This is a genomic window from Erwinia sp. V90_4, from assembly GCF_029967685.1.
In the GTDB taxonomy this organism is placed as follows: domain Bacteria; phylum Pseudomonadota; class Gammaproteobacteria; order Enterobacterales; family Enterobacteriaceae; genus Erwinia; species Erwinia aphidicola.
The window spans coordinates 131,249-156,863 of sequence record NZ_JASCAQ010000053.1 but is presented as its reverse complement, the minus strand read 5'-3'; the positions used below and the strand labels follow the sequence as shown (position 1 = coordinate 156,863).

Here is a 25,615-nt window from a genome sequence, read left to right as displayed (position 1 = left end):
CCTACTGTTTGAGTTTCGGGTCAAGAGCGTCGCGTAAGCCGTCGCCCATCAGGTTAAATGCCAGTACCGTCAGCAGAATGGCAACACCCGGGAAGGTGACCACCCACCAGGCACTTTGCGCGAACTGCAGCACGTCGGAGAGCATCGTGCCCCACTCCGGCGTTGGCGGCTGCGCACCCATACCCAGGAAACCCAGCGCGGCCATATCGAGGATCGCGTTGGAAAAACCGAGAGACGCCTGCACGATCAGCGGTGCCAGGCAGTTTGGTAAAATATTGACGAACATCTGGCGCACTGCACCGGCTCCGGCCACGCGGGAAGCGGTAACGTAATCACGCGTCACTTCCACCAGCACCGCAGCACGGGTCAGACGGATGTAGTGCGGCAGGGCGACAAAGGTCAGCGCTATCGAGGCGTTAACAATCGACGGGCCGAAGATAGCCACCAGCACCAGCGCCAGCAGCAGGCTTGGCAGCGCCAGCATGATATCGACCAGGCGCATAATCGCCGCGTCGACCGCCCCGCCGACATAACCGGCAATCAGGCCGAAGATCACGCCGAAAATCAGCGACAGCACCACCACCAGGCAGCCGACCAGCAGCGACAGGCGCGCACCGTACATCAGACGCGACAGCACATCGCGGCCCACGTCATCAGTACCGAAGAGATATTGCCAGCTGCCGCCTTCCTGCCAGGCTGGCGGCTTCAGCAGCGCATCGCGGAACTGTTCGGCGGGCGCGTGCGGGGCCAGTACGTTGGCAAACACCGCGATAATGATCATCAGAACCACGTAAACCAGGCCGATCACCGCGCCTTTGTTACGCTTAAAGTAGTGCCAGAATTCCTGTATCGGGGTCATCGGCTTGGGTGCAGCGCTGACGCTGCCTGGATCCACAACAGACATGTTGGCCCCTTATTTCTTGTGACGGATGCGCGGGTTAACCACGCCGTAAAGCACGTCGACCAGCAGGTTGACGAAGATAATCAGCGTAGCCACCATCAGCACGCCACCCTGAACCACCGGGTAGTCACGGCGCTGTAGTGCGTCGATTAACCAGCGCCCCAGGCCCGGCCAGGAGAAGATGGTTTCCGTAAGGATGGCCCCGGCCAGCAGCGTGCCGACCTGAAGACCGATCACCGTGACCACCGGCAGCATGGCGTTGCGCAGCGCGTGAACCACGATCACCCGCATCGGCGTCAGCCCCTTGGCGCGCGCGGTGCGAATGTAGTCTTCGCCCAGCACTTCCAGCATCGCCGAGCGCGTCATACGCACGATCACCGCCAGCGGGATGGTGCCCAGCACGATGGCAGGCAGGATCATATGCATCACGGCGTCTTTAAAGTCGCCCGGCTCGCCCCAGAAAAGCGTGTCGATCAGCATAAAGCCGGTCAGCGGCATGCTGTCATCGAGGAACACCGTATCGCCCACACGCCCGGATACCGGGGTGAGGTTGAGCTGCACCGACACCAGCATGATCAGCATCATCCCCCACCAGAAGATAGGCATGGAGTAACCGGTCAGGGAGATGCCCACCGCGGTGTGGTCGAAGATCGAGCCGCGTTTTACCGCAGCCAGCACGCCCACCGGGATGCCGACGGCAACGGCAAACAGCATCGCGCAGATGCCCAGTTCCAGCGTGGCCTTAAAGCGCGGAACGAACTCGTCCCACACCGGCACGCGGCTTTTTAGTGACAGGCCCAAATCGCCATGCATGACACCGTTGATATAGGTGATGTACTGCTGCCAGAGTGGCTTATCCAGACCAAGCTGGGCCATCAGCTGTGCGTGACGTTCCGGGGAGATCCCGCGCTCGCCCACCATAATCATCACCGGGTCACCGGGGATCATATGAACAAACGCGAAGGTTAACAGGGTGATACCGATAAACGTCGGGATGACAAGTCCCAGACGTCGGAGTATGAACTGCAGCATAATCCGTGTTCTCTTTTATTTCCTGCAGCCGTAACCGACAGGATTATTATTGCTCACATCTTGCGAAAGAAGGGCCAGGCATGCCTGGCCCCTACGCAATTTACGGGGAGTTGTAGCTCTCCAACCCGCCGTATTATTCCTGGATATCAACCTGCGCGAAGTAGTGACCGCCCAGTGGATCCACTTTGTAATCTTTCACTTTCTTACTCACTGGCTCATACACGGTAGAGTGGGCGATGATCAGCGCTGGAGCCTGATCGTGCATCACCACCTGAGCCTGCTTGTAGTACTCAATACGTTTGTTGTGATCGTCAGTGGCACGCGCCGGCTGGATCTGATCTTCAAACGGCTTGTAGCACCAGCGTGAATAGTTAGAACCGTCTTTCGCTGCGGCACAGCTGAACAGGGTGGCGAAGAAGTTATCCGGGTCCCCATTGTCGCCGGTCCAGCCCATCATCACGGTCTGGTGTTCACCCGCTTTGGCACGCTTCAGGTACTCGCCCCACTCGTAGGTGACGATCTTGGCTTTCACGCCCACTTTCGCCCAGTCGCTCTGGATCATCTCGGCCATACGGCGCGCGTTCGGGTTATAAGGGCGCTGTACCGGCATCGCCCACAGGTCGATGGAGAAACCATCCGCCATGCCCGCTTCTTTCAGCAGCGCTTTGGCTTTCTCCGGGTCATAGCCATAGTCCTGAATCGCGTCGTTGTAGCCCCACATTGTTGGTGGGATCAGGTTCTTCGCTTCCTGGCCTGCGCCCTGGTAGACCGCTTCGATAATCGCTTTCTTATTCACCGCCATGGTCAGTGCCTGACGCACTTTCAGGTTATCCAGCGGCTTTTTCTCAACGTTGAACGACAGGTAGCCAACGTTCAGGCCAGGCTGTTCCATCAGGTTGATATTTTTATCTTCTTTCATGCGCGCGATATCAGCCGGGTTCGGGTACGGCATCACCTGGCACTCGCCCTTCTGCATTTTGGCATAGCGCACGGAAGCATCTGGGGTGATGGAGAACACCAGACGATCAATCTTCGGCTTGGTGCCCCAGTAGTCAGTGTTCGCTTTGTACAGAATGCGTGAATCTTTCTGGTACTGCAGCAGCTGGAACGGACCGGTACCGACCGGGTTCAGGTCGAGTTTGTCCGGCGTGCCGGCTTTCAGCATGTTGTCAGCGTATTCGGCAGACAGGATAGACGCGAAGTCCATGCCGAGGTCAGCCAGGAACGGTGATTCCGGGCGCGTCAGCTCGAAACGCACGGTGTAATCGTCAACCTTAACGATTTTGCTAATCAGGTTAGGCATATCCATGCCTTCGAAATATTCGTAGCTGCCGCCGGAGACGCCGTGATATTTGTTGTTTTTATCCAACTGGCGTTCGAACGAGAACACCACATCATCCGCGTTGAAGTCACGCGTTGGCTTGAAATCTTTGGTGGTCTGCCACTTCACGCCTTTACGCAGGTGGAAGGTATAGGTTTTACCGTCTGCGCTGACATCCCATTTCTCTGCCAGGGCCGGGTGTAATTCAGTGGTACCGATGGTGAACTCAACCAGACGGTTGTAGATCTGACGCGAGCTGGCGTCATAAGTAGTGCCAGAGGTGAATAACTGTGGGTTAAAACCTTCAGGCGAACCTTCAGAACAATAAACCAGGGTTTTTGCCTGAACACCTGTGGCGATCAGCAGTGCAATGGCGCTGAGACCGACTTTCAGCATCCCGGATTTAGCCAGGGAATTACTCATGCTTTAGCTCCAATAAGTGATGTGATGTTGTGTGCTGTACGCCGACCGATAATTTTTGTGGGTGGTCTGTGCGTGGTGCCTTGCGGCTACAGTTAATCTGGCGGGGTTTGTGGGTTTCTGAAGCCGTGGACACTATCAGACAAATCCCCTTACCTTTTGTACTGAGGGTCCAATTTGTCAATAGTTTCAAGGAACGTCAATACAAGCGTCGGGTATTTACTCAGAGTGTGAGAAACAGCAAGCAAATATTAAAAAAACAATTCAATAACATTTGCAGTTTAAAAACGCACCACATCCATTCAACCTGGAATGAATCACTGCCTGACAGCCTGCATGACAGAACATCACGCCGAAAAAAAACTTGTAAAATAGTCCATGAAACGCTGCATTTTGCGTCATAAAAATGTCTATATGACGTACTTATAGATAAAAATGCTGCAACGCAGGTATAAGAAACGATCAACAAGTCAGGAGCGGTCATAAGCGCAACGCGGCGCGAATTAAGTGAGCGATCGCAGGTGGGATAAGGAATTTATGCGGGTAATAAGGAATTTTTTTGGCAGGGAAAGTAGGCGGATAAAACAAGGGAGTAGCAGAATATTCGGCGGGGATATTATAACCGTAGGGTCGAGGCATGCCTCGACCGGGCCAGGCATGCCTGGCCCCTACCAAAGCGGGTATTTACGGTTTCGCACACCAGTTGTTGGCCTGCTTGATGCCGCCATCCGGCGAGGTGTAGCCCAGGCAGCCGAGAATGGTGTCGAACAGCTCAACGTGACGGTGGGTTTTACCCGCCTTCTGCTCGGCCTGCAGGCGCTCAAAGGCGCTTTTGTTATTCGGGTCTTCAAGATACTTATCCGACGCCCACACCATCATCGGCACGCGGAACTGCTCCGGTGGTGCCATGTTGCGCGGCGTGCCGTGCAGGTGCATGTTCTCGTCGATCGACTCGCCGTGGTCCGCAGCATAGAACACGATGGCTTTCTTATCGCGCAGCTGGTCAAACACGCTGTCGAGCATGGTGTCGACATACAGAATCGAGTTGTCATAGGCGTTAATCAACATCTCTTTACTGCAGGTATCGTCCACGCCCATACATTCCGGCTGGTAGCGGGCGAAACTGCGCGGATAGCGCTGAGAATACAGGTAGTGCGAGCCTTTGGTGTGCAGGATAACCAGATGCTTGCCCTTAGGATGGTCATCAATCGAGGTTTTCAGCTCCGGGATCAGCAGCATATCGTCAACCGATTTACCCTGATTACGCTGCTCTGAACCGATCTGCTCGCGGAAGGCATAGCTGTCCGCGTTGGTGTTGTTGTAGAACCACACTTCGCTCTGCATCGCGTACAGATCTGAGCTGAAGCCCAGCTCTTTCAGCACCGAGAAGACGTTCTGCTCTTTCAGCGTGCGCGCCGGGCCTTCCTCTGTCCCGCCTTCGCGCACGAACATGCAGCGCAGGGAGAGCTTAGTTGAGGTGTCGCAGGATTCACCGCGGAATGCCACCAGGTTCTTCTCTTTCGACAGCTTCGGCGTGTTATCGCGACTGTAACCCAGCATTCCCATATGGTCCCAGCGCGTGGTTTCACCAATCACAAACACCACATAGGTATCGTCCAGTCCCGCCGGGGCGTTATAGGTAAACTTCTTTGCCGGGTCGAACAGGCCTTTGCTGTCCATCTCTTCGTCATAGCTGGTGTAGGCAAACAGCCCCAGCGCCGTCACCCAGTTAGACGGCAGATAGGAGTGTGCAACAACCCCGCCATAGCTAGGCAGGTCAACGTTGGTCTGCTTCTCATTGGCACTTTGCTGCTTGTCGAGGTAGCGGATAGGCCCCCAGACCAGCAGCAGGGAGAGTAACAGCGTCAGCAGCGGCTTTATGCGCTGCCCCGGGGTTTTCATCTGTGCCAGCAGCGTGCCGGGCAGGCGGTTACACCAGATCAGCACCAGTGGGATGATGCTGACCAGCACCATCCACAGGATAAAGTGGTAGCCCACCACTTCTTTAGACAGGTCGGTATCGGTGGTCATCACTGAGGCAATAATGCCGTAGCCGATCACCACGTTGAAGAAGGTCATATAGTAGCTGGCTGAAACGGAGATCACCGTCAGCAGACTGACGGTAATGCGCCAGAACCATTTTCCGCCCAGCGAGAGCAGGCGCAGCAGGAAGAAGGAGAGCAGGAATGCCGCCATCACTTCGGCCAGCATCGAGAACGCCTTGAGGGCGTCAAATTTCGCCAATAGGGGTTCGAAACGACGATAAAATACCGGGATATTCAGTAAAATCCCGATATAAAAAGCCAGCAATAACGACAATTTCTGCTGGGTAAGCATTTTAATATAATTCATTCGACCTTAATCCTGGCTTTAACCAAACAATTACTAAACACGTTCTGAACGCTAATCAGACCCTGGCACTGCGTCAGAGTTCGACCACAAAGCCAATAATCCTTAATGCCGCCAATAACCAGAGAAGTCTGATGGTGGGTAAGGGGCGATCTCACAGGAGGGGCGTTAGTAAAACACACTTGCGGGGGGTTAGTCTGCGCAACGGCGATATTTTCGGCAATGTAGTGATAAAACGGTCACGTGGTTGTCTGGTAAAAAAGCAAACGGGGCGAGAAAACTGCCCCGTTGCGGCAGCGATACCTGGCGGTATCGCTGCAAAAGTCAGGTGTTAGTCGTTGATAATATTCAGCGTGACGTCGATATTGCCGCGCGTGGCGTTAGAGTAAGGGCAGACGATATGTGCCGCATCCACCAGCTTCTGCGCTTCAGCGCTGTCCATGCCCGGCAGATGAATATTCAGCGTCGCTTCAATGCCAAAACCGGTCGGCAGCGGACCGATACCCACTTCGCCTTCGATAAAGGCCTCTTTCGGCATGGAGAACTTGTCACGTCCGGCAACAAACTTCATCGCGCCGAGGAAGCAGGCAGAGTAACCTGCGGCGAACAGCTGCTCCGGGTTGGTCACTTCACCGCCTGCCCCGCCCATCTCTTTCGGCACGCCCAGTTTAATATCCAGCACGCCGTCGGAGGAAGTGGCACGGCCATCACGACCACCGGTGGCTTTGGCTTTTGCGCGGTAAACAACTTTTTCTAAAGACATGGTAAGGCTCCTCAGTTGATTTGTTCGCGATTAAATCGCGTGCTATTTAAATGGCTCTATAGGGTTAATGTGACTTTTATCTTCGCCACACGATCAGCCGTTAAGGTTATCGCGCAGCGTTTCCAGTTCGCCTTTCAACGCCTGTAATTTTTCGACTTCGCAGGCAGAGGCACAGTGCACCGACTCGGGTATATTCAGCGCCTTCTGGCGCAGCTGTTCACCCTGCTGCGTTAAGGTCACTACCACCTGACGCTCATCCTTGCGCGAGCGCTGACGGTGCAGCAGCCCCGCCGTTTCCAGCCGTTTCAGCAGCGGGGTTAAGGTTGCCGAATCGAGAAACAGGCGTTCGCCAATCTCAGAGACCGTGACATCATCCCGCTCCCACAGCACCATCATCACCAGGTATTGCGGATAGGTGATCTCCAGTGGGGCCAGCAGCTGGCGGTAGAGCTTATGCAGCGCCAGGTTGGCAGAATAAAGTGCGAAGCACAGCTGCTGGTCGAGCAGCAGTGGCGCATCCTTCACTTTTTTGTCATCTTTATCTGTAGTCATGACAAACAATATAAATAGTGCGCTATATAATTGCAAGCGACTTTATGCCCGGGAGAAAATCATGTTGCAAACACTGGAAGAGCAGGCGCGTCGCTATGCCACCAAAGCCCATGCCGACGCGGGCCAGCGCCGCAAATATACCGATGAGCCCTATATTGTCCATCCGGCGGCGGTGGTTGAACTGGTGCGCAGCGTCTGTGACGACGAAGAGATGCTGGCCGCCGCATGGCTGCACGACACCGTTGAAGACACGCCGAACACCTTAAATGATATCCGCAACGACTTCGGCGAGCGGGTGGCTTCGCTGGTTGAGATGCTGACCAATCGCGGTGCCACTGCCGGGCAGAACCGGGCGGCGCGCAAACTCGCCCATTTCCGCCACACCCAACAGGCCAGCCCCGATGCACAAACCATCAAGCTGGCCGACATTATCGACAACACGCGTTCAATTGTTCATTTCGATCCGCATTTTGCCAGGGTCTACCTGATTGAAAAACGCGTGCAGATCCAGCTTCTTACCGCCGGAAACCGGACGCTGTGGCAGCAGGCAGAACAGGTTATCGAGCAGGGGATTAGTCAGCTCAGCCAGCCGCCGCATAACGTCCCGGAAAGCTGGTTTATTCAGCAGGAAGCAAAATACCGCCTGAAAGAGTAACGCTGCGGCGCGCTGATTTGTGACGCACTGACTTAGCTTTTTGTGTCGCAAATTTCAGTAAAGCATAAAAGGAGTAGTTTCCAAAAAAACGCTCCCTATAATTGCCGTCCCTTGTGACACCGGGAGGCAACATGTCTGCAGATTTACGAATAATTATAAATAAAACACTCTCTTTTATCGGCCTGGCAGCCTTTCTCAGCCTGATGATGGGCCTGATCTTTATCGACGTGGTGTGGATGAATAACGCCGTCCATGAGGCCTCTTTCACCGAGTGCGCTCAGGAGATCATGCTGGGACTGATAGCGCTGCTGTTTTTCTGGCGCGCCTGGCGTTCGCCAGCGGAGCGGTCGATGATGGTGCTGGCCGGTGGCTTTTTCTGCTGCATGCTGATCCGCGAGATGGATTTCCTGTTCGATGAGTGGCGCCACGGCAGCTGGTTCTGGTTTGCGCTGGCCGTTGCGCTGAGCTGTCTGGCTATCGCTCTGCGTAAACCCGCCACCCTCATCAGCGGTCTGGCGACCTTTATGCGCCACCCGGCATGGAACATGATGACGGCAGGAATGATCACTATTCTGGTCTTTTCACGGCTGTTTGGCATGCACGAGCTTTGGCAGCATCTGATGCTGGATGGTTACAATCGGACGGTGAAGAACATGGCAGAAGAGGGCAGCGAACTGTTGGGCTATTCACTCTGTCTGTTCGCTACCTTTAGCTATTTATGGCAACGTGCCGGCCATGCTGTAGAGCAGGAAGATAGGTCTGCCTCAACCATCAGGCTTGCCCGGACATCTTCAGCTCGGTAGCCAGCGCATCGGGTTTGGGGCTCGCAACGTCGGCAAGCGGGGTTGCGGAGGTGATGTCTTCCTGTTTCTCCGGCAGTAAGAAAACATGTTCGATAAAGATTTCGTGGCACCGGTGGCGTGAGCCTTCTGCTTTTGTTTTACGCGCCTGGATGCGAACAATCGCCGTTTTTCGCAGGATGTAGGATATCTGGAAGGAGGCCCGCCGTTCCGTAATAGCAAACGCGGCGGAGATCTGCTTGCGGCCGACCCAGCTCTTCTGGCGGCAGCACCACAGGGCGATCAGGATATATAACGGCTTGTCGGCATATTCACTCAGTTCGTCAGGCACGCGCCCGCCGTCATGATTGCTTTGCCTGACAATTTTGCTGGTCCCGGGTTGTTTTTTTTCTGCACACACTGCGATTTTTTTCATCATATGCTCGCTATCCTTAGCCGGAAAACTATCCCCATCCCAGGACGAGATGGGGATAGTGTTAACAGGCAATTACCATGAGTAACTTAACCCTACGTTCGCCTGCCATGGGCGAGAGATATCATCGCCTTTGGTGTAGTTGAAGCTGGCGTAACCCCCGACATCCTTCATCAGTTTCACCTCGGCACCGGCCCCCACCTGAACCGCAGCGCCATCGATACTGTTGTTCATGCTTACGTTGTTCAGCTTCATCTCATTGCTGTCGGCAAATTCGTTGATGCCTGCCAGATGAAAGTAAGGCTTTACGTAACCCTGATTGATATCGAAGGTGTAACCCACATCAGCACCTATCTCGCCCTGCAGTGATTTGTAGTCGTCACCATTCACCACCATGCCGTTGTTCATGGTGTAGTGCACACCATCAAAGGTACGGCCGGTCGCTTTGATATAGGGTTCAGCGAAGTAGCCCCGATCGGTCCAGGTGTAACCCAACTTCATGCCCAGACCATAGCCGTTGCCGGAGAAGTCAGAACGTGAACGCTGGCCGTCCAGCATATGGGCGTCGCCGCTGTTGCTGAAGTGGTCAAACTGCGCGTGAGTATCAACAAAGATGCCATTATCGAAGTGACGCGACAGATAGAACTGCGCACCGTAGCTGTCCAGATCGCCGCTGCTGTTCATCACATTCATATCTGAACGTGCAGAAGAGAAGGCCAGACCGGCTAACCAGCTGCCACCATTCCTGGCATCAAACAGGTTATCCACACCCAACATCACACCGTTGGTGTTCAGCTTATATTTAGCCCCGGCATTGGTGGTGTTTTTGCTCTTGCCGCCGAAGTATGAAACCCACACGCCGCCCTCATCACCCGCGTGACGCGAAGCCGTCATATGCTGGGCCAGTGCATCCGTCTCCATACTGGCAACGTTGACCTGTGAGGCAGCCATGCTCAGCGCCGTGGCGGCGCTGTTGGAGAGGTGACCGTTGTTTTTAAAGTACACGTTGTGTTCGTCATGAACGTTATCGTTGTACTGATCAACTGCCTCATACTGCCAGACACCCATCTCAGTGCGGCCATAGAAGTGTGCATCGCTGCCCTGGCCCAGATAGTTGACAAAGCTGTGCGGGTTATAGCTGCTGGCGCCATTCTTATTGCCACGGTCAGCGATATAGCCCTCTTTGGCGTATGGCTCAGCGCCGGAGTTAGCTATCGCCAGCTGATACAAGCCCTGTGCTGAACCTTTCACCTGCATGGAGCCATAGGTGTATTCACCGCCCAGATTCAGCAACGGCTCAGCCACGGCTTTACCGATGTTAACCCGTGAGGTCAGGTAGTGACCTTTGCCATCTTTATCCTGCGACAGGTTACCGTGCACCACCACGCGGGCGGCGCCGAGGTCTTCATAACGACCGCGATCGCCAAGGGTTGAGCCGTCGGTATCCACATTGATCATATTCAGGGTGGAAGCAGACAGATTCAGGTCATGCACATCACTCACGGCCAGATAATTGCTGGCGGTAGCTGCGGCATTCCATACGGCACCGTTTTTCACGTTCAGATCCGGATTCCACGAGATCACATTGGTGCCGCCCACAATAAAGTCCGGCTGGGATAGAGAAGTGTTGCCCGCGACGCGACCATTCAGAGTGCTGTGGTCGAGATTAACCGTTACGGGAGTCCAGGCGCCGCCGGCGTTTGCCAGCAGAGTCTGGTTTGCGCTGCTCACGGCATTTTTATAGATTGCGCTGGCGGAAAGTGAGGCGAGGATATCGCTTTGTGCCAGCGGGACGGGGGCATCTGTCGCCGTCACATCCACCAGCTGTACGTCATAACCGCTCTGACCAGATGCGGTGATATCACCATTCACCACGCTGCTGTTGCCGATATTCAGGGTAGTGCCGTTGTGCTGACGGTCCAGCAGGTTGATGTTATCGACTGCTGTGCCGTTAGCCACATAATCACCGGTTTTACTGTCGCGCACCACAGATACGGTGATAACCGGGCGGTAGCCATCATGGTTCAGCTGCACGCTGCCGTTCAGCGTGGAGTTGTTCAGGTCAACGCGGTTAGCGTGGCCCGACATATTCAGCGCATTACCGGCATTGTTGACACCCCCGGTCAGGGTAGATTGGTTGCCGATCGAGACAAACAGGCCAGAACCGGCGATGGCGACTGCCGTTGAGCCTTTGTCGGCATAACGGCCATAATCGATGCCGTGATTGAGGGCCTCGCCATTATCGTCACTGCGCACCGCAGCAATGTTCTTCGCCACGATGTGCGCATTATCCAACAGCACATTTGCGCTTTTTGCCACCTGATGAGTCAGCACGCCGCTGTTGAGCTTATGGCCCTCTTTATCAAACTGATAGTCAACGCTGCTGCTGTTGATGCTCAGGCCGGTTGCGGATGGACGTTCGCTATGCGCATACTCATCATTGCCGCCCCCGCCGACATTACCGGCAGCACCAACGCGCACCGCGTCCTGATTCAGCGTGTTATCGATAGTGGTATTTTTCACGATCAGCAGGTCGCGCGCGCGCTGGCTAGCGCTGTTTTCCTGCAGATTACCGTTAACGGCAACGGCGGCGGTGATATCGTTTTTCAGGCTAACGACTTTGGTGTATATCGCCGCATTTTGCAGGCCGAAGCTACCGCCGCTGCTGGTCACCGGTTTGATATAGACATCAGAGTTACGCTCCAGTACCAGGGTTTTGCTGACGGTCACAGGTATCTGATTGCCCGCTGTATCCAGTTTAACGCTCCCGTCGGCGTTCTTCTGGTACTGGATAGCGCCTGATGCATCACGCTGATAGAGCGTAACGGTCTGGGTTTTCTGATAGCGCCCCTCGGCAGTGCCCATTTTCAGGCCGTCAACCACGCCAACGGGCACGGAATAACTCTCTTTACCCTGTGAGTGGGCCAGACGTTCGCCGTGAACGGCACGCTGGTCGTCTTCACCGATCGGATAGTGAGCATCTCCGGCGAGGGATGGCGTATTGGCATCCATGTAGGCTTTGTAGCCGCTGCTATTCACCAGTGCGGCAAATCCGGGGGTGTTTGGGTTGATACCGACCCAGCGGGAGCCGGTCACGGCATCATTAACGACTGAGAGGTTGTCACCGCCAATAAATACCGACCCGCCGCCAGTATATTGTCCCGGGCCGTTATGACTGAGTGCCGTGGTGTCTTTTACTGCTGGCGTTGCGCCTGCAGTACCGCTAAAACCGACGATAACGGCAACGGTTAATGTACTCAGCCTGAAGCTATTTTTTTTCATCACTGCAATTCCTTTTTTTATAAAAAATGATTAAACAACCGGCCTGCTGGCAGCTGTTTTCACTTATCCTTTTATTTCTAAAAAAGCTCCCCGCACCAGAATAAGATTTATTCCAGCGGCAGGATTTGAGCAACTTAAATTATCAAAAACGATTAATACGGACGCTTAATACCCTCTTTTAAATAGATAGAGTACTAGTGAGTCTGTTGATTGCAGCTAATAAGTGTAAAGTAAGAATAAATGATCATAAGGATCAATTTATTTTATTGACATGCTAACACCTAACGACAGAAGCCCAGAGCGTTTAAAAAACCTATCACAATGATTCTTAATGATAAAAAACCACAAACACTCTTGATCAACTGATTATAAATGCAACATAAATGTCGATTTAACAGCTGTAAATGTCGCTATTAATTTTTTAATAGATGACCAGTCCATTATTTCCATGTTTAAAATAAATCGCCCTGTCTATCTGTAGCACATTTAATCAAAGGCAGTAAAAAGGCATGCGGGAATATATTTTCAACCCTTCAAATAATTAAAATACTCCAGAAAAAAAATCGCAATTCATCCAGCAAAGTTATTCTTTTTGAAAATTTCACAAAGAATTAATAAAAGGTTCATTCAGCTTCGCTAGCTTAGTTCATCTTTAGGGAACCAGGCGCAGAAGCGGCATCACCACATGAACTCATTTGAAGCCCACCCTCACCCACTCTCGGCGCTGCAGCAGCAGGCGCTCGGCTGCGTCGCGGCGCTCTACCGCCCGCCGCAGCTGAATGCGGTTACGCCGCTGGACGCCACGCTACGCTTTGGCCTGATCGCCGACCCGCAGTACGCCGACGTCGATGCCGACGTGCCGAAGAACCTCTATTACCGGCACGCGCTGCATAAGCTGCCGCAGGCGATAGATGCGCTGAACCAGCAGCCGCTCGATTTCGTCGTGACGCTCGGTGACCTGGTGGACCGCCACTGGTCCAGCTACCAGGCGATTCTGCCGCTGTATGAAACGCTGCGCCCTTCGCATGCGATGGTGATTGGCAATCATGATGCGCGCGTCATCTCCGACCGCCTGAGCGGAGCGCATACGCCGCCCGCCGGGCTGCCGAAAAGCTACTATCAGTTCCGCCTCGCCGGGTTCCGCTTTATCGTTTTTGATGGCAATGACATCAGCCTGTACTGCAATCAGGGCAACGGCGACGAGCGGCATCAGGCCGAAGCGCAGCTCGCCGATCTGCTGGCGCGTAACCAGCCGCAGGCTAAACCGTGGAACGGCGCGGTGGGTGCGCAGCAGATGGCGTGGATTGAGCAGCAGCTGATTGCTGCTGAGCAGCGTGCAGAAACGGTGGTGGTATTCGGCCACTATCCGCTGGCGCCACACAACAGCCATAACCTGTGGAACGGCGGCGAACTTGCCGCGCTGCTGTGCCGCTACCGGGTGCGCGCCTGCTTTAGCGGCCACGACCATCGCGGCGGCTATGCGCGCATCGGCAATACCGATTTTATCACCCTGAAAGGGATGCTCGACGGCGCCGATAGCGTGCCGTTCGCGGTGGTGGAGTTGCTGGATGGCGTGCTGCGGGTGAAGGGGTACGGCGGGGAAGTGAGCCGGATTCTGGCGGCGGATCCAATCACATCGGGTCAGACATCCTGACCCGATGGGGGGATTGTTACAAACGATCCCTAAAGAAGGCAGCCAACTTAGCGAACGGGATCAGATCGGTACGATCGTAGAGATCGACATGCCCGGCATTCGGCACGATCACCAGCTCTTTCGGCTGGCCCGCCAGTTGGTAAGCCCGCTCACTGAACTCCTTCGAATGCGCCGCATCGCCGGTGATAAACAGCATCGGACGCGGAGAGAGGGTTTCGATATCGCTGAACGGATAGAAATTCATAAACTTCACGTTGCTGGTCAGCGTTGGATGCGTGGTCAGCAATGGGGAAGAACCTTTCGGGGTAAACTCCCCGCGCGGCGTGCGGTAGAAATCATAAAACTCTTTTTCAATCGCGGACGAGTTTGCATCAATTTTATGCACGGTGCCGCTGGTGTATTTTGTTTCACCGCCGGCGAACTCCACGTCGCGCTGGGCGGCCGCTTCGGCGATAATTTTTTTACGCTGCTCCAGCGTTAGCGAGTGATTAAGCCCGCTGCGGTTCGCGGCCCCCATATCGTACATGCTGACGGTGGCGATCGCTTTCATTCGCGGGTCTATCTTCGCGGCGCTGATCGCGAAGCTGCCGCTGCCGCAGATCCCCAGCACGCCAATACGCCGGCGGTCAACGAAGGAACGCGTGCCCAGATAGTCCACTGCCGCGCTGAAAGACTCGGCGTAGATATCCGGCGCCACTGCATTACGCGGCTGGCCGGCGCTCTCGCCCCAGAAAGAGACATCAATCGCCAGCGTGACAAATCCCTGCTCCGCCAGCTTCTGCGCATACAGGCTGGCGCTCTGCTCTTTCACCGCGCCCATCGGGTGGCCGACAATTATCGCCGCATGCTTATCATTCTGATCCATGCCTTTCGGCGTAAACAGATAGCCGGTGACGTCCATCTGATACTGATTTTTGAACGTGACTTTCTGCCGGGTGAGCTCTTTACTCTGATAAAAATTATCCGCGCCGCGCGACATATCGGCGGAGCTGGCGGCAAACGCGCTGATTAACAGCCCTAACAGCATGGCAAATCTTCTCATGGTCAGTCCTCAGTGGGGTTTAGTTATCTTTGCGCGAGGCCAGCAGGGCCAGCAGGGCTGCTGCCAGCAGCAGCAGCGCGCTAATCGTGAAGGTGCTGTGATAGCCGCGGTGGTCAAAGGCCAGCCCGCCGACCGTGGAACCCAGCGCGATAGAGAGCTGCACCACGGCGACCATCAGTCCGCCACCCGCTTCCGCATCCTCGGGTAACGTGCGGGCGACCCAGGTCCACCACCCGGTCGGTGCGGCGGTAGCAACCAGCCCCCAGAACCCCAGCAGCGCGGCAACTGTCCACAGCTGATGGGCGAAGAGCATCAGCGCTATCGCGGTCGCGGCCATCAGCAGGGGAATGGCGATCAGCGTGGGATACAGTCCCAGGGTTAACAACCTGGCGATCGCCAGCGTTCCCACCAGCCCCATCACGCCGATAGCCAGCAGGATCAGCGACAGCGTGGAGACCTCAACTTTGGTGACGGTTTCAAGGAACGGGCGCAAGTAGGTAAACAGCGCGAACTGCCCCATAAAGAACAGGCCGCAGGCCGCTATCCCCAACGCCACTAGCGGGTTCGCCAGCAGGCGAAAGACGTTGCCGCTGCGCGGCTGTCGGTGTGCATTGCCGGCAGCGTGAACCACTGCCAGATGAAGGCAATCAGCGCCACCGGCACCAGGCAGAGGAACGCGCCGCGCCAGCCGATCACCGCGCCCAGATAGCTGCCAAGCGGGGCGGCAATAACGGTAGCCAGCGCGTTGCCGCCGTTAAAAATCGCCAGCGCGCGCGGCACCTGCTGCGCGGGCACCAGGCGGATGGCGGTAGCGGCAGAGAGTGACCAGAAGCCGCCGATAGCCACGCCAATCAGCGCGCGGCCTGCCATATAGCCCGGATAGCTGGCCGCCAGCGCGATGGTCGCGCCGGAAATCGCCATCAGCGCGGTCATCGCCAGCAGGAGCGTTTTACGGTTGAGATTGCCCGCCAGTGCCGGGATCAGCAGGCTGGCCAGCAGGGCAAAAGCCCCGGAGATAGCAATACCCTGCCCTGCCAGCCCTTCACTGACGCTGAGGTCACGCGCTACCGGCGTCAGCAGGCTGACCGGCATAAATTCGGACGCCACCAGGGCAAACACGCACAGCGTCATCGCCAGTACCCCGCCCCAGTGGGCGGCAGCCTGCTGTGCCCCGCTATCGCTCATGGTCATCACACTGTTTCCTTATCATTGCGCCGCGCGTGGCTGCGCTAGCGCCAGTTTCTGGGTGAAAATTCTACACGCGTGAAGTATGCTGACTAGCTAATCAATACTTAATGGCTTAATAAGCTGAGCTAATTAATCAGGGCGAAACAGGGCGATGAAGCGCAACCTCAATGATTTAATCTCGTTCGTCAGCGTAGCGCGCGAGGGCAGCTTTACCCGTGCGGCTGCCCACCTTGGCGTCACGCAGTCGGCGCTGAGCCAGGCCATTTCCGGGCTGGAGAACCGCATGCAGATCCGCCTGCTGACGCGCACCACGCGCAGCGTCTCCCTGACCGCTGCCGGTGAACGACTGCTGCTGGCGATTGGCAACCGCTTTGACGAAATTGAAGCCGAGCTGGATATGCTGACCGAGCTGCGCGATAAGCCCGCCGGAACGGTGCGCATCACCTGCGGCCCCAACGTGCTGCACACCACGCTGCTGCCGAAGCTGACGCCCCTGCTGCTGGAATACCCTGATATCAAACTGGAATTTGATGCCAACCACGGCTTTCGCAACATCGTGACCGACCGTTATGACGCGGGCGTGCGGCTGGGGGATACCATCGATAAGGATATGATTGCCGTGCCGATTGGCCCGCAGCTGCGCATGGCAGCGGTGGCTGCGCCGCACTATTTTGCCCGCCACGCCCCGCCGCAGACGCCGCAGGACCTGGTGCGCCATAACTGCATCAATATGCGCATGACCAGCTCGGGCGGCCTGTACGTCTGGGAGTTTGACGATGCAGAGGGGCCGGTCAACGTGCGCGTGGAGGGCCAGCTGACGTTTAATACTTCAGCGCATATGGTCGACGCCGCGCTCGCCGGGCTGGGCATCGCCTTTCTGCCGGAGGAGGAGTTTGCGCCGCATATTGCCGAAGGGCGCTTAGTGCGCGTGCTGGAAGAGTGGTGCCACCCTTTTCCCGGCTATTACCTCTACTACCCCAGCAGAAAGCAGCCCTCCCCGGCCTTTAAGCTGGTGTTAGAGGCGCTGCGGGAGTAGCGGCATGCAGGTTTTATCGGGAAAACAGCCTTTTTCGCGCAACAGGTCCAGGCTGGGGGATTTGTTTGAATCAAGGGATTGGATTTATCGGGGAGGCGCCGCAGCTGTTCGGTTTTACCGAACAGCTGAATGCCCGTACAGGGCATGCAGTAAGCCTTACGTTGAAGTTTTAAATAGGACTTACAGGCTGCTTGTCGTGGTCAACAAAACTGGCCACGGCTTTAAACTTTCGCGTTTAAAGACTCATTCTTTTTTTCGGCAAAGGTATTTACCTTTAATTACACCATCAAAAAAACGGCCTTTGGATTTTGCCGTTATGAAGTCATTATGAGTTTTTTCAGACACTTTAATGAACTGATAGGTCAATGAATTAACAAAAGCCACCTCCAGCACTTTTTCTAATGAAAAATAACTTATGGATGTGATTTTTGATGATATGACTGTCTGAAAGTGCATATTATTCCCTCATTGTTAACCCTTAGTACAACCATAGTTGTCTTTTAGGTTTGTTTCACAAAATAATGTTATTTTTGGACGAAAATATTGTCAGCAAGCCATGTCGCAGACATTGTGTATCCGGGTCGAAAACAGCTTAAATGGAGTCCTATTATTCACTCTGACCGTAAAGTCATGTGAGACACTGCGGCCACTATACCACTGGCGATTTTAGCCTGATCGGGCACAGAAAGACTTACTGTGAACGTTACTGATAACTGCTTATTCTGAAAAACATGCGCGCCGGTTGACCTGTGAATCATGAATATTATTATCTTTCAGGCATATTAAAAACACTAAGGGAGGGCAGGTGTTGGGCTGGAAATTACTCATCGGCGTTCTTACTGTCGCCATCGTTGGTTTAGCACTATTTGGTTTCGCTCTTTCACTCCAGCAGTTGAAGTAAAACGACGACCATCCTCTGAGCTACCCTGCCTGAAACGTAAAAAACCCGCTCAGGGCGGGTTTTTATCACGTTCACTTATCTGCTCAGGCTGATGCCGTCATCGCTGTCGTAAGTGTTCATGTCATTATCAGCTATTACAGCGTGATAACGTTAGCAGCTGCCGGACCTTTAGCACCATTCTCAATCGAGAACTCAACCTTCTGCCCTTCGTCCAGCGTTTTGTAATCGTTACTCTGGATAGCTGAGAAATGTACGAATACATCTTTGCTGCCATCTGCTGGCGTAATGAAGCCGAAGCCTTTTTCAGAGTTAAACCATTTTACTAAACCAGTCATTTTATTAGACATAGATACTTCCTTAAATTTTCTTTAGCCACATAAGGTGGCGAACATGGCCTGCTTGCAGATGAGGACTTATTGGGCACTTAGGAGGAGGCTCATGCAGAAGGGTATCTAAGGATAACGCTTGAAATGAGGACTGCTTTACTAAAACTGCTTTCATAAGGTCTGTATGACAAACCGATGAGGCATAGTGAACTCTTATGGGGAAACAATCAAGATTAGTTTTGTCAATGATTTGCTGGGAAAGCTTACAATTCAACGGAGGGAGTAATCTTAAAAGCCCTGCCCGTTGCAGCCAGGGCTTTTAAGGTACTACAGACTTCAGATTTAACATTAATGGACTTATTAAAGTGATACTACTATTAGTACTGCTTTTAAATGTACCCGTTAATTACAGATAATACAGGGTGTTAATACGAAAATCCCCCCTCTGTTTATCCCGTTATACGCCTGTCTGCGCTTTTAAAATCCCAGCGTGACAATGCAAACAAGCACATCCCCCATCGCGACATAAACTCTTTGATGCGCTGCCCTTTGCCGGCATGGTTACGATAAATACACAAAACCACCCGCATGAACTCAAAAACAAGGCCTTACATCGTCGCGCTAACACTACCATTTTGCGCACCAGCACAAACACTACAAGGCCTGAAAGCAAACTACATCCCAAACAACAAACTTCGTGGCCTGTAAAGCAAAATGGTTTTCAAAATACTTCTTACTATTTAATAACTTACTAACAACGTTTTTCGTGCTGATGGATACTAATTTACTCATTTAAGACTTGAGGTCAATGCTGTTTTTTAAAACATGTTTTTATTTACAGCGATAGTGACAGTGCAGCCTCACGCTACTCGTTGTAACAAACTGCCAGCGGGATGGTGCTGGCGCCACAGAGGTAAGAAAGACTCCCCATATCATGACGGGTCGAGCGGAAAAAAAAGTCGCCCCCGACAGGAAAGGCGTTAACGGTAGGGGCTGGGCATGCCGAGCCCGGTTCAGGCATGCCTGAACCCTACGAAGGGCGGCTCATAGGGTTGTGTTTATTGCCCAATTCCTAAAGAGAGAGGTTTTGTAGCTGACTTTCCAGACGTCTTAAGTCTGAACTTGTAAGCGTAACTTACAGGCTGCTCTGGCTGGCTGTTCGATTGCTAGTTGAGCCGGGGAGTAGGATTTGGCGGAAGATCACAGGAGTCGAACCTGCCCGGGACCGCTGGCGGCCCCAACTGGATTTGAAGTCCAGCCGCCTCACCGGAGACGACGATCTTCCCTTTTGCAGAGGCGGCGAGTATATCACTGCCTTTGCCCCTGTGAAAACTACGGCTTTAGCCATCACACCTAATGTCCCTCCGCGACGGCGATCTGTCCTTTTTTGGCCTTCTTTCCTTGCTAATCCCCATTCATCATAGCGTTAATCCCCTTTAGCAGGAGTCCAGAAATGACTGATACCGTACTGTTAGTGATTGACGCGCAGCAATCCTTCTATCATCGTGGCTACAACGAGGCAGCAGAAACGCCAGCGTTTGAGCAGGCGCTAAGCACGCTGATTGCCGGCTGTCAGGCGAAAGGCATTCCGGTGGTGGATGTGTTCCATGTCGAAGACGAGGGCCCGTTCTCGTTGGCTTCGGGCCTGGTGACGCGCCTGCCATTTATCACCCATGAAGCGACGGGCACCGTGCAGAAGCGCATCCATAACGCCCTGACCGACTCCGGCCTGATGACCTGGCTGGTGCAGAACCAGGTAAAGCACGTGATTATCAGCGGCCTGCGCACCGAGCAGTGCTGTGAAACCACGGCGCGCGTCGCCTCGGACTTCGGCTATCGCGTCACCTTCGTCACCGAAGCGACGCTGACTTTCCCCATCACCCATGACGGCATTACCCTGAGCATTGCGGATTTACGCCACCGCACCGAAAGCGTGCTGATCAACCGCTTTGCGCAAATCCGCACCGTTGAGGGCTGCCTGCAGGAGCTTGCATAACATGACTATCCCGGTGTGGTTTATCACCCTGCCCGGCGTAATGGCGCTGGATCTCACCGGCCCGGCGGAGACGCTGAAGCTGGCGCGAGATGCCTTTTCCCTGCGCTATATCGGCCCCGATGAAAGCGTGCTGATGTCGACGGATATGCTGGTCAGCCGTATTGAACCGCTGCCGGAGTCGCTGCCGGACGGCAGCCTGCTGGTGCTGCCCGGCGTTAGCGACTCAAAGGTGTGGTTTGATACGCCGCAGGCGATGGCGGTGCGCAACTGGCTGATGCGCATGCAGCCCGCGATCCACGCGCGTAAAATCACCCTGGTGTGCGTCTGTTCCGGGGCGCTGCTGGCGGCGAAAGCCGGGTTGATGAAAGGGGTGAGCTGCACCACGCATCACGAGGTGATCGAGCGGCTGAAAGCGGCAGAACCCGCTGCATTGGTGAAAGAAAACCGTATTTTCGTTGAAGATCGCGGCATCTGGACCAGCGCGGGCATTACCGCGGGCATCGATTTATGCCTGCATCTGATCGGTCATCTGTGCGGTTCGCAGGTGGCGCTGGATGTGGCGCGGGAAATGGTGGTCTATTTTCGTCGTTCGGGCGAGGATCCGCAGCTGTCACCGTGGCTGCGCCACCGCAACCATATCCACCCGGCGATCCACCGCGTGCAGGATCTGCTGACGCTGCAGCCGGAGCAGGAGTGGCCGCTGGAGGAGATTGCCGCCCGGGTCCACGTCAGCTCGCGCCACCTGACGCGCCTGTTCCGCCAGCATCTTGGCATTAGCGTGCGCGACTACCACGAGCAGCTGCGCCTGACGATTGCCCGGCAGCGGCTGCACAGTGGGGAAAACAGCGAACGCGCCGCCCTCTCCGCTGGCTTCTCCTCGTCACGCCAGCTGCGCCGCGCTTTGCAGCGCTGGCAGGAGTGAAGTCACCCCCCGCCATTTCAATTTGCTGAATTACTGTGCTAGTGTTACCTGTAACATTGTCACAGTCTGTTTCAGATTAAGGATAAGGTTTGCCTATAAAAAACGATGAACAATTATACTGGCTGCACCTCGGGGCGGGGGCTTTTCACCGCGCACATCAGAGCTGGTATCTTAATCAACTTCACCAGCAGGGCGACCGCAGCTGGGCCCTCTCCCTCGCCAATATTCGCAACAGCAGCACTCAGCAAACCCTGCAACAGCTTTCCCGTCAGCAGGGGCGTTACACGCTGGAAATTATCTCACCGGATGGGGAAAAACAGTATCAGCCGATAGAGGCGATCGGCGAGGTGATTTTATGGGATAACGAGCTTAAGTCGCTGGTTGCCCGCGGTGCCGACCCCCGCACCAGAATCATCTCTTTCACCGTCACCGAGGGCGGCTATTTCCTCAATGAGGACGGTCATCTTGACCTGACACACCCGGCGATTGCCGCCGATCTCGCGCAGCAGCAAGAGACCAGCACGCTGTATGGTGCGTTAGTCAAAATCCTGCAGCAGCGTATGGACGATAACAGCGGTGCCGTCACCCTGCTGAACTGCGATAACCTGCGCAATAACGGCGACAGCGTGGCGCGTGGACTGCGCGAATTCGTCGCCGCACAGGGTAATCAAGCGCTGCTGGCGTGGATTGAGCGCAATACCTCCGCACCCAATGGCATGGTGGACCGCATTACGCCAAAATTTGATGAGGCGATCTTCACGCGGCTGGCACAGCAGGGTATTACTGACGACCGTGCTCCGCTCTCCTGCGAGTCCTTTAGCCAGTGGGTGCTGGAAGATAACTTTATTGCCGGGCGCCCCGCGCTGGAGCGTGCAGGAGTGGAGTTTGTCAGCTGCGTCACGCCGTATGAAGAGGCAAAAATCCGCGTGCTCAATGCCAGCCACAGCGGCATTGCCTGGGCAGGGGCGCTGTTGGGTAAACAGTATATTGATCAGAGCCTGCAGCCGGTTATCAGCCAGTGGATGCGCGATTATGTGCAGCAGGATGTCGCCGCCGCGCTGGGCGAGACTCAGGTCGATCTGGCGCTTTATTGTGATATCACGCTAAACCGCTTTAGCAACCAGTGGGTGCGCGATACAACCCAGCGCGTTTCGTCGGACAGCATCGCAAAACTGCAGCAGTTTATCGTGCCGACGCTGAAAGCCCGCTATCAGCAGCAGAGCTCGCCGCACGCCGCGCTGATCCTGCCGGCGCTGCTGTTCCGCTTTATGCAGCTGCGCCAGCGCGGCGCGCTGCCGTTCGAGTATCAGGATCGCGCCCTTAATGAGGTGCCGTTTGATGCGATCTTCGCCAGCGACGATCCGCTACAGGCATTTATCCAGGAGAAAACGCTGTTTGGTTCACTGGCCGCTATCCCACAGTTCGCGCAGGATATGCGCCAGGCGCTGGAGCGGGTCGACAGTGGCTTACAGCAGACACGAGGTCAGTCATGAAAAATCTGTTAATTGTTGCCGCCACTATTGCGCTGGCGCTGTTATCCATCATCTTTCTGTCGCCGTGGCCGGTCTGGCTCGGCACGCTGGCCGCGTGGGTGACGACCGGCTCGTTCTGCCTGCAGGTGATGCATATCGTCAAAAATAAAGACACCAGCGGCCTGTCGCTGGGGATGTGGGCGGCGCTGTTCTTCGGCGTCTCCTGCTGGACCTGGTACGGTCACCGTATGCACGATGTGCCGGTGATGGCCGCCAACGGCATTACCGCCCTGCTGGCGCTGACGGTGATCCTGCTCAAGCTGTGGCACGAGCGCCCGATGCCCAACCCTAACCGCCGCAGGCTGGTGCGCATGCCGGGGGTGATCCTCAACCCGCGTATCCGCCGCCTGCGCCCGTTAAAAGTGGCGCGCAGCGAGCGCAAAAAGGGTCAGCTCACCAAGTGACGCTGATCGATGCGCCGCAGGCCGATAGCCAGCAGCAGGCTACCGGCCAGGGTAACACCGAACACCAGCGGGATGTCGATCAGCGGGTGGTCGGTGTTATCGAGATGATGGGTGCGCATAAAGTGGATAAACAGCGCATGGAAGCCATAGATCGGTAGCGAGTTACGCGCAATCAGCGCAAAGACCGGATTGACGCGATGGTTCATGGTGTTTTTAAACAGCACCAGCAGGCTGACGGCGGCGATAAACACCGCCGGGCCGCAGTAGAGATACCAGGTATCGGCAAACGCGCCGTTAATCGCGAACTGCCGTTTAGTGCCGAAGGCAATCAGCGCCACGCAGGCGATAAAACTCACCCCCGCCAGCCAGCTGACGCCGCGCTTTTGCGTGTCCATGGTGCCGATCGCCCGGCCAAGCAGCGCATACAGTAGGTAATAAATCGTATCGCCATTGATATACAGATTGATCGGCAGCCAGTGGAAGCGGGCGATCGAGCTGTCGACGGTGTTCGGATTCGCCAGCAGCGCCAGCACCAGCGTGGCAATAGCCAGATAGCGGGCGCTGACCGCTTTAACCTGAATCAGTGGGGAAAACAGGTAGATAGCGATGATCGCGAAGAAGAACCACAGGTGGTAGAACACCGGCTTCTGCAGCAGATGTTTCACCGACATCGCTTCATTGATCGGCGTCAGCAGCGTGACATAAACCAGCGCCACCGCGCTGTAAAACAGCAGGCACAGCACAATGCGCAGAAAGTGGCGCCGCTCGGCGCTGCGCTCGCCGAAGAACAGGTAGCCGGAGATCATAAAGAAGATCGGCACGCACACGCGCGACGCGGAGTTGAGCAGGTTGGAGAGGTCCCAGCTGTGTTCTCCTACCGACATGCCGGTGGTGACGTACCAGGTGGTGGTGTGGATCATAATCACCATCAGGCAGGCAACCGCGCGTAAATTATCTATCCAGCCAATCTTTTGCGACATTTCGTCCTCATTTCCCGGCAAAGTCTGCATCAATGCGAGATTGAGGGTAGCCAGGTGGCTGCGCTTCAACAACCCGGCCAAAGGAAAATTCAGAACATGATGAACCGATTTATGGCGCGGCGGTGAAATATCCCTGAATGAATCCTTCTGTGCCTTTTGGTAATAGGCCCGGTCAAAGGGTATACTGGCGCCCACTTTTTATCACCACTCGTATCGCGTGCGAAATCATCATGCAAAAGTTTGATACCAAGACCTTTCAGGGCCTGATCCTGACCTTACAGGATTACTGGGCGCGCCAGGGCTGCACCATCATCCAGCCGCTGGATATGGAAGTGGGCGCGGGCACCTCTCACCCCATGACCTGCCTGCGTGCGCTCGGTCCCGAGCCGACGGCGGTTGCCTACGTGCAGCCTTCGCGCCGCCCGACCGATGGCCGCTACGGTGAAAACCCGAACCGCCTGCAGCACTACTACCAGTTCCAGGTGATCATCAAGCCATCGCCGGACAACATTCAGGAGCTGTACCTCGGTTCGTTAAAAGAGCTGGGTATGGATCCGACCATTCACGATATTCGCTTCGTGGAAGATAACTGGGAAAACCCCACCCTGGGCGCCTGGGGTCTGGGCTGGGAAGTGTGGCTGAACGGCATGGAAGTGACGCAGTTCACCTACTTCCAGCAGGTTGGCGGTTTGGAGTGTAAGCCGGTAACCGGCGAGATCACTTACGGTCTGGAGCGCCTGGCGATGTATATCCAGGGCGTCGACAGCGTGTACGATCTGGTATGGAGCGACGGTCCGCTGGGTAAAACCACCTACGGCGACGTGTTCCATCAGAATGAAGTGGAGCAGTCCACTTACAACTTCGAATACGCCGATGTCGACTTCCTGTTTACCTGCTTCGAGCAGTACGAGAAAGAGGCGCAGAGCCTGCTGGCGCTGGAAAAACCGCTGCCGCTGCCGGCCTACGAACGTATTCTGAAAGCCGCACACAGCTTTAACCTGCTGGATGCGCGTAAAGCGATCTCCGTCACCGAGCGCCAGCGCTATATTCTGCGCATCCGCACCCTGACGAAAGCCGTGGCTGAAGCCTATTATGCCTCCCGCGAGGCACTCGGCTTCCCGATGTGCAATAACAAGAAATAAGAGGC

Annotated in this window: 21 protein-coding genes, 1 tRNA gene and 1 pseudogene; 9 read left to right on the top strand and 14 right to left on the bottom strand. The window is 55.2% G+C overall.

The window, feature by feature from the left end; genetic code table 11:
- Window position 1: 1 nt before the first annotated feature.
- The 6 genes from dppC to QLG07_RS14875 form a co-directional block, all read right to left on the bottom strand.
- Window positions 2–904: a dipeptide ABC transporter permease DppC gene (gene dppC / locus QLG07_RS14900; RefSeq protein WP_099754325.1), complete on the bottom strand. Its 903-nt coding sequence runs from the start codon at window positions 902–904 to the stop codon at window positions 2–4.
- 9 nt (window positions 905–913) lie between these two features.
- Window positions 914–1,933, bottom strand: a complete 1,020-nt coding sequence (gene dppB / locus QLG07_RS14895; RefSeq protein ID WP_048917853.1) for a dipeptide ABC transporter permease DppB — start codon at window positions 1,931–1,933, stop codon at window positions 914–916.
- 133 nt (window positions 1,934–2,066) lie between these two features.
- Complete coding sequence (gene dppA / locus QLG07_RS14890) at window positions 2,067–3,677, bottom strand: dipeptide ABC transporter periplasmic-binding protein DppA (RefSeq protein WP_282469535.1); 1,611 nt, start codon at window positions 3,675–3,677, stop codon at window positions 2,067–2,069.
- Window positions 3,678–4,358: 681 nt separating this feature from the next.
- On the bottom strand, window positions 4,359–6,026 hold the full coding sequence (eptB, locus tag QLG07_RS14885; RefSeq protein WP_282469534.1) for a kdo(2)-lipid A phosphoethanolamine 7''-transferase: 1,668 nt from the start codon (window positions 6,024–6,026) through the stop codon (window positions 4,359–4,361).
- 328 nt (window positions 6,027–6,354) lie between these two features.
- Window positions 6,355–6,786 (bottom strand): organic hydroperoxide resistance protein, encoded by a 432-nt coding sequence (locus QLG07_RS14880; protein ID WP_048917856.1) that lies wholly within the window; start codon window positions 6,784–6,786, stop codon window positions 6,355–6,357.
- 93 nt (window positions 6,787–6,879) lie between these two features.
- Window positions 6,880–7,338, bottom strand: coding sequence for a MarR family transcriptional regulator (locus QLG07_RS14875; RefSeq protein ID WP_048917857.1), 459 nt, complete (start codon window positions 7,336–7,338; stop codon window positions 6,880–6,882).
- A gap of 64 nt (window positions 7,339–7,402) precedes the next feature.
- Between QLG07_RS14875 and QLG07_RS14870 the strand changes: the two genes are divergently transcribed.
- Both QLG07_RS14870 and QLG07_RS14865 read left to right on the top strand, forming a co-directional pair.
- Entirely contained in the window at window positions 7,403–7,993 is a 591-nt protein-coding gene (locus QLG07_RS14870) for an HD domain-containing protein (RefSeq protein WP_048917858.1), read from the top strand.
- Between the two features lie 131 nt (window positions 7,994–8,124).
- Complete coding sequence (locus QLG07_RS14865) at window positions 8,125–8,796, top strand: hypothetical protein (protein ID WP_282469533.1); 672 nt, start codon at window positions 8,125–8,127, stop codon at window positions 8,794–8,796.
- On the opposite strand, the gene QLG07_RS14860 is transcribed toward QLG07_RS14865, so the two are convergent.
- Window positions 8,765–9,211, bottom strand: a complete 447-nt coding sequence (locus QLG07_RS14860) for a CaiF/GrlA family transcriptional regulator (RefSeq protein WP_053110504.1) — start codon at window positions 9,209–9,211, stop codon at window positions 8,765–8,767. The two genes, QLG07_RS14865 and QLG07_RS14860, sit on opposite strands and share 32 nt — an antisense overlap.
- 69 nt (window positions 9,212–9,280) lie before the next feature.
- The gene (locus QLG07_RS14855) at window positions 9,281–12,487 is read right to left on the bottom strand and encodes an autotransporter outer membrane beta-barrel domain-containing protein (protein WP_282469532.1); all 3,207 of its coding nucleotides are present in this window, start codon (window positions 12,485–12,487) and stop codon (window positions 9,281–9,283) included.
- 685 nt (window positions 12,488–13,172) lie between these two features.
- On the opposite strand from QLG07_RS14855, the gene QLG07_RS14850 reads away from it, so the two are divergent.
- Window positions 13,173–14,141 carry a metallophosphoesterase gene (locus QLG07_RS14850; protein ID WP_282469531.1) on the top strand — a complete coding sequence of 323 codons (969 nt, stop codon included), beginning with the start codon at window positions 13,173–13,175 and terminating at the stop codon, window positions 14,139–14,141.
- A 16-nt stretch (window positions 14,142–14,157) separates the two neighbouring features.
- Here QLG07_RS14850 and QLG07_RS14845 read toward each other — a convergent pair whose 3' ends face one another.
- Both QLG07_RS14845 and QLG07_RS14840 read right to left on the bottom strand, forming a co-directional pair.
- Window positions 14,158–15,183 (bottom strand): alpha/beta hydrolase, encoded by a 1,026-nt coding sequence (locus QLG07_RS14845; protein ID WP_282469530.1) that lies wholly within the window; start codon window positions 15,181–15,183, stop codon window positions 14,158–14,160.
- Window positions 15,184–15,202: 19 nt separating this feature from the next.
- Window positions 15,203–16,374, bottom strand: a pseudogene (locus QLG07_RS14840) (MFS transporter).
- Window positions 16,375–16,522: 148 nt separating this feature from the next.
- Between QLG07_RS14840 and QLG07_RS14835 the strand changes: the two are divergent.
- A complete protein-coding gene (locus QLG07_RS14835) occupies window positions 16,523–17,407 on the top strand; it encodes a LysR family transcriptional regulator (RefSeq protein WP_099754330.1) in 885 nt (294 codons plus the stop codon).
- A gap of 243 nt (window positions 17,408–17,650) precedes the next feature.
- Here the strand turns inward: QLG07_RS14835 and QLG07_RS14830 are convergent, their stop codons facing one another.
- From QLG07_RS14830 to QLG07_RS14820, 3 genes are all read right to left on the bottom strand, one after another.
- Window positions 17,651–17,863, bottom strand: coding sequence for a KTSC domain-containing protein (locus QLG07_RS14830; protein WP_282469529.1), 213 nt, complete (start codon window positions 17,861–17,863; stop codon window positions 17,651–17,653).
- 579 nt (window positions 17,864–18,442) lie between these two features.
- Entirely contained in the window at window positions 18,443–18,655 is a 213-nt protein-coding gene (cspG, locus tag QLG07_RS14825) for a cold shock protein CspG (RefSeq protein ID WP_048918687.1), read from the bottom strand.
- Between the two features lie 1,169 nt (window positions 18,656–19,824).
- Window positions 19,825–19,919: transfer RNA gene (locus QLG07_RS14820), tRNA-Sec, on the bottom strand.
- Window positions 19,920–20,087: 168 nt separating this feature from the next.
- On the opposite strand from QLG07_RS14820, the gene QLG07_RS14815 reads away from it, so the two are divergent.
- The 4 genes from QLG07_RS14815 (at window position 20,088) to QLG07_RS14800 (ending at window position 23,488) form a co-directional block, all read left to right on the top strand.
- On the top strand, window positions 20,088–20,630 hold the full coding sequence (locus QLG07_RS14815) for an isochorismatase family protein (protein ID WP_253537757.1): 543 nt from the start codon (window positions 20,088–20,090) through the stop codon (window positions 20,628–20,630).
- A 1-nt stretch (window position 20,631) separates the two neighbouring features.
- Window positions 20,632–21,552: a helix-turn-helix domain-containing protein gene (locus QLG07_RS14810; RefSeq protein ID WP_133622408.1), complete on the top strand. Its 921-nt coding sequence runs from the start codon at window positions 20,632–20,634 to the stop codon at window positions 21,550–21,552.
- Between the two features lie 89 nt (window positions 21,553–21,641).
- Window positions 21,642–23,045 (top strand): D-arabinitol 4-dehydrogenase, encoded by a 1,404-nt coding sequence (dalD, locus tag QLG07_RS14805; protein WP_282469528.1) that lies wholly within the window; start codon window positions 21,642–21,644, stop codon window positions 23,043–23,045.
- Complete coding sequence (locus QLG07_RS14800; protein ID WP_048917862.1) at window positions 23,042–23,488, top strand: SemiSWEET family transporter; 447 nt, start codon at window positions 23,042–23,044, stop codon at window positions 23,486–23,488. The genes dalD and QLG07_RS14800 overlap by 4 nt, the downstream gene beginning before the upstream one ends.
- Here the strand turns inward: QLG07_RS14800 and QLG07_RS14795 are convergent.
- Window positions 23,473–24,468 (bottom strand): acyltransferase, encoded by a 996-nt coding sequence (locus QLG07_RS14795; protein ID WP_282469527.1) that lies wholly within the window; start codon window positions 24,466–24,468, stop codon window positions 23,473–23,475. The two genes, QLG07_RS14800 and QLG07_RS14795, sit on opposite strands and share 16 nt — an antisense overlap.
- A 230-nt stretch (window positions 24,469–24,698) precedes the next feature.
- On the opposite strand from QLG07_RS14795, the gene glyQ reads away from it, so the two are divergent.
- Window positions 24,699–25,610, top strand: coding sequence for a glycine--tRNA ligase subunit alpha (gene glyQ / locus QLG07_RS14790; RefSeq protein ID WP_012443081.1), 912 nt, complete (start codon window positions 24,699–24,701; stop codon window positions 25,608–25,610).
- Window positions 25,611–25,615 lie beyond the last annotated feature (5 nt).

What these genes read in the sequence shown, in the direction of transcription:
- QLG07_RS14835 (WP_099754330.1), top strand. Translation starts at nt 16,523, where the DNA reads ATGAAGCGCAACCTCAATGATTTAATCTCGTTCGTCAGCGTAGCGCGC.
- dppC (WP_099754325.1), bottom strand. Translation starts at nt 904, where the DNA reads ATGTCTGTTGTGGATCCAGGCAGCGTCAGCGCTGCACCCAAGCCGATG.
- QLG07_RS14880 (WP_048917856.1), bottom strand. Translation starts at nt 6,786, where the DNA reads ATGTCTTTAGAAAAAGTTGTTTACCGCGCAAAAGCCAAAGCCACCGGT.
- QLG07_RS14875 (WP_048917857.1), bottom strand. Translation starts at nt 7,338, where the DNA reads ATGACTACAGATAAAGATGACAAAAAAGTGAAGGATGCGCCACTGCTG.
- dppA (WP_282469535.1), bottom strand. Translation starts at nt 3,677, where the DNA reads ATGAGTAATTCCCTGGCTAAATCCGGGATGCTGAAAGTCGGTCTCAGC.
- dppB (WP_048917853.1), bottom strand. Translation starts at nt 1,933, where the DNA reads ATGCTGCAGTTCATACTCCGACGTCTGGGACTTGTCATCCCGACGTTT.
- QLG07_RS14810 (WP_133622408.1), top strand. Translation starts at nt 20,632, where the DNA reads ATGACTATCCCGGTGTGGTTTATCACCCTGCCCGGCGTAATGGCGCTG.
- cspG (WP_048918687.1), bottom strand. Translation starts at nt 18,655, where the DNA reads ATGTCTAATAAAATGACTGGTTTAGTAAAATGGTTTAACTCTGAAAAA.
- QLG07_RS14860 (WP_053110504.1), bottom strand. Translation starts at nt 9,211, where the DNA reads ATGATGAAAAAAATCGCAGTGTGTGCAGAAAAAAAACAACCCGGGACC.
- QLG07_RS14855 (WP_282469532.1), bottom strand. Translation starts at nt 12,487, where the DNA reads ATGAAAAAAAATAGCTTCAGGCTGAGTACATTAACCGTTGCCGTTATC.
- eptB (WP_282469534.1), bottom strand. Translation starts at nt 6,026, where the DNA reads ATGAATTATATTAAAATGCTTACCCAGCAGAAATTGTCGTTATTGCTG.
- QLG07_RS14850 (WP_282469531.1), top strand. Translation starts at nt 13,173, where the DNA reads ATGAACTCATTTGAAGCCCACCCTCACCCACTCTCGGCGCTGCAGCAG.
- QLG07_RS14830 (WP_282469529.1), bottom strand. Translation starts at nt 17,863, where the DNA reads ATGCACTTTCAGACAGTCATATCATCAAAAATCACATCCATAAGTTAT.
- QLG07_RS14795 (WP_282469527.1), bottom strand. Translation starts at nt 24,468, where the DNA reads ATGTCGCAAAAGATTGGCTGGATAGATAATTTACGCGCGGTTGCCTGC.
- QLG07_RS14865 (WP_282469533.1), top strand. Translation starts at nt 8,125, where the DNA reads ATGTCTGCAGATTTACGAATAATTATAAATAAAACACTCTCTTTTATC.
- QLG07_RS14845 (WP_282469530.1), bottom strand. Translation starts at nt 15,183, where the DNA reads ATGAGAAGATTTGCCATGCTGTTAGGGCTGTTAATCAGCGCGTTTGCC.
- QLG07_RS14800 (WP_048917862.1), top strand. Translation starts at nt 23,042, where the DNA reads ATGAAAAATCTGTTAATTGTTGCCGCCACTATTGCGCTGGCGCTGTTA.
- glyQ (WP_012443081.1), top strand. Translation starts at nt 24,699, where the DNA reads ATGCAAAAGTTTGATACCAAGACCTTTCAGGGCCTGATCCTGACCTTA.
- QLG07_RS14815 (WP_253537757.1), top strand. Translation starts at nt 20,088, where the DNA reads ATGACTGATACCGTACTGTTAGTGATTGACGCGCAGCAATCCTTCTAT.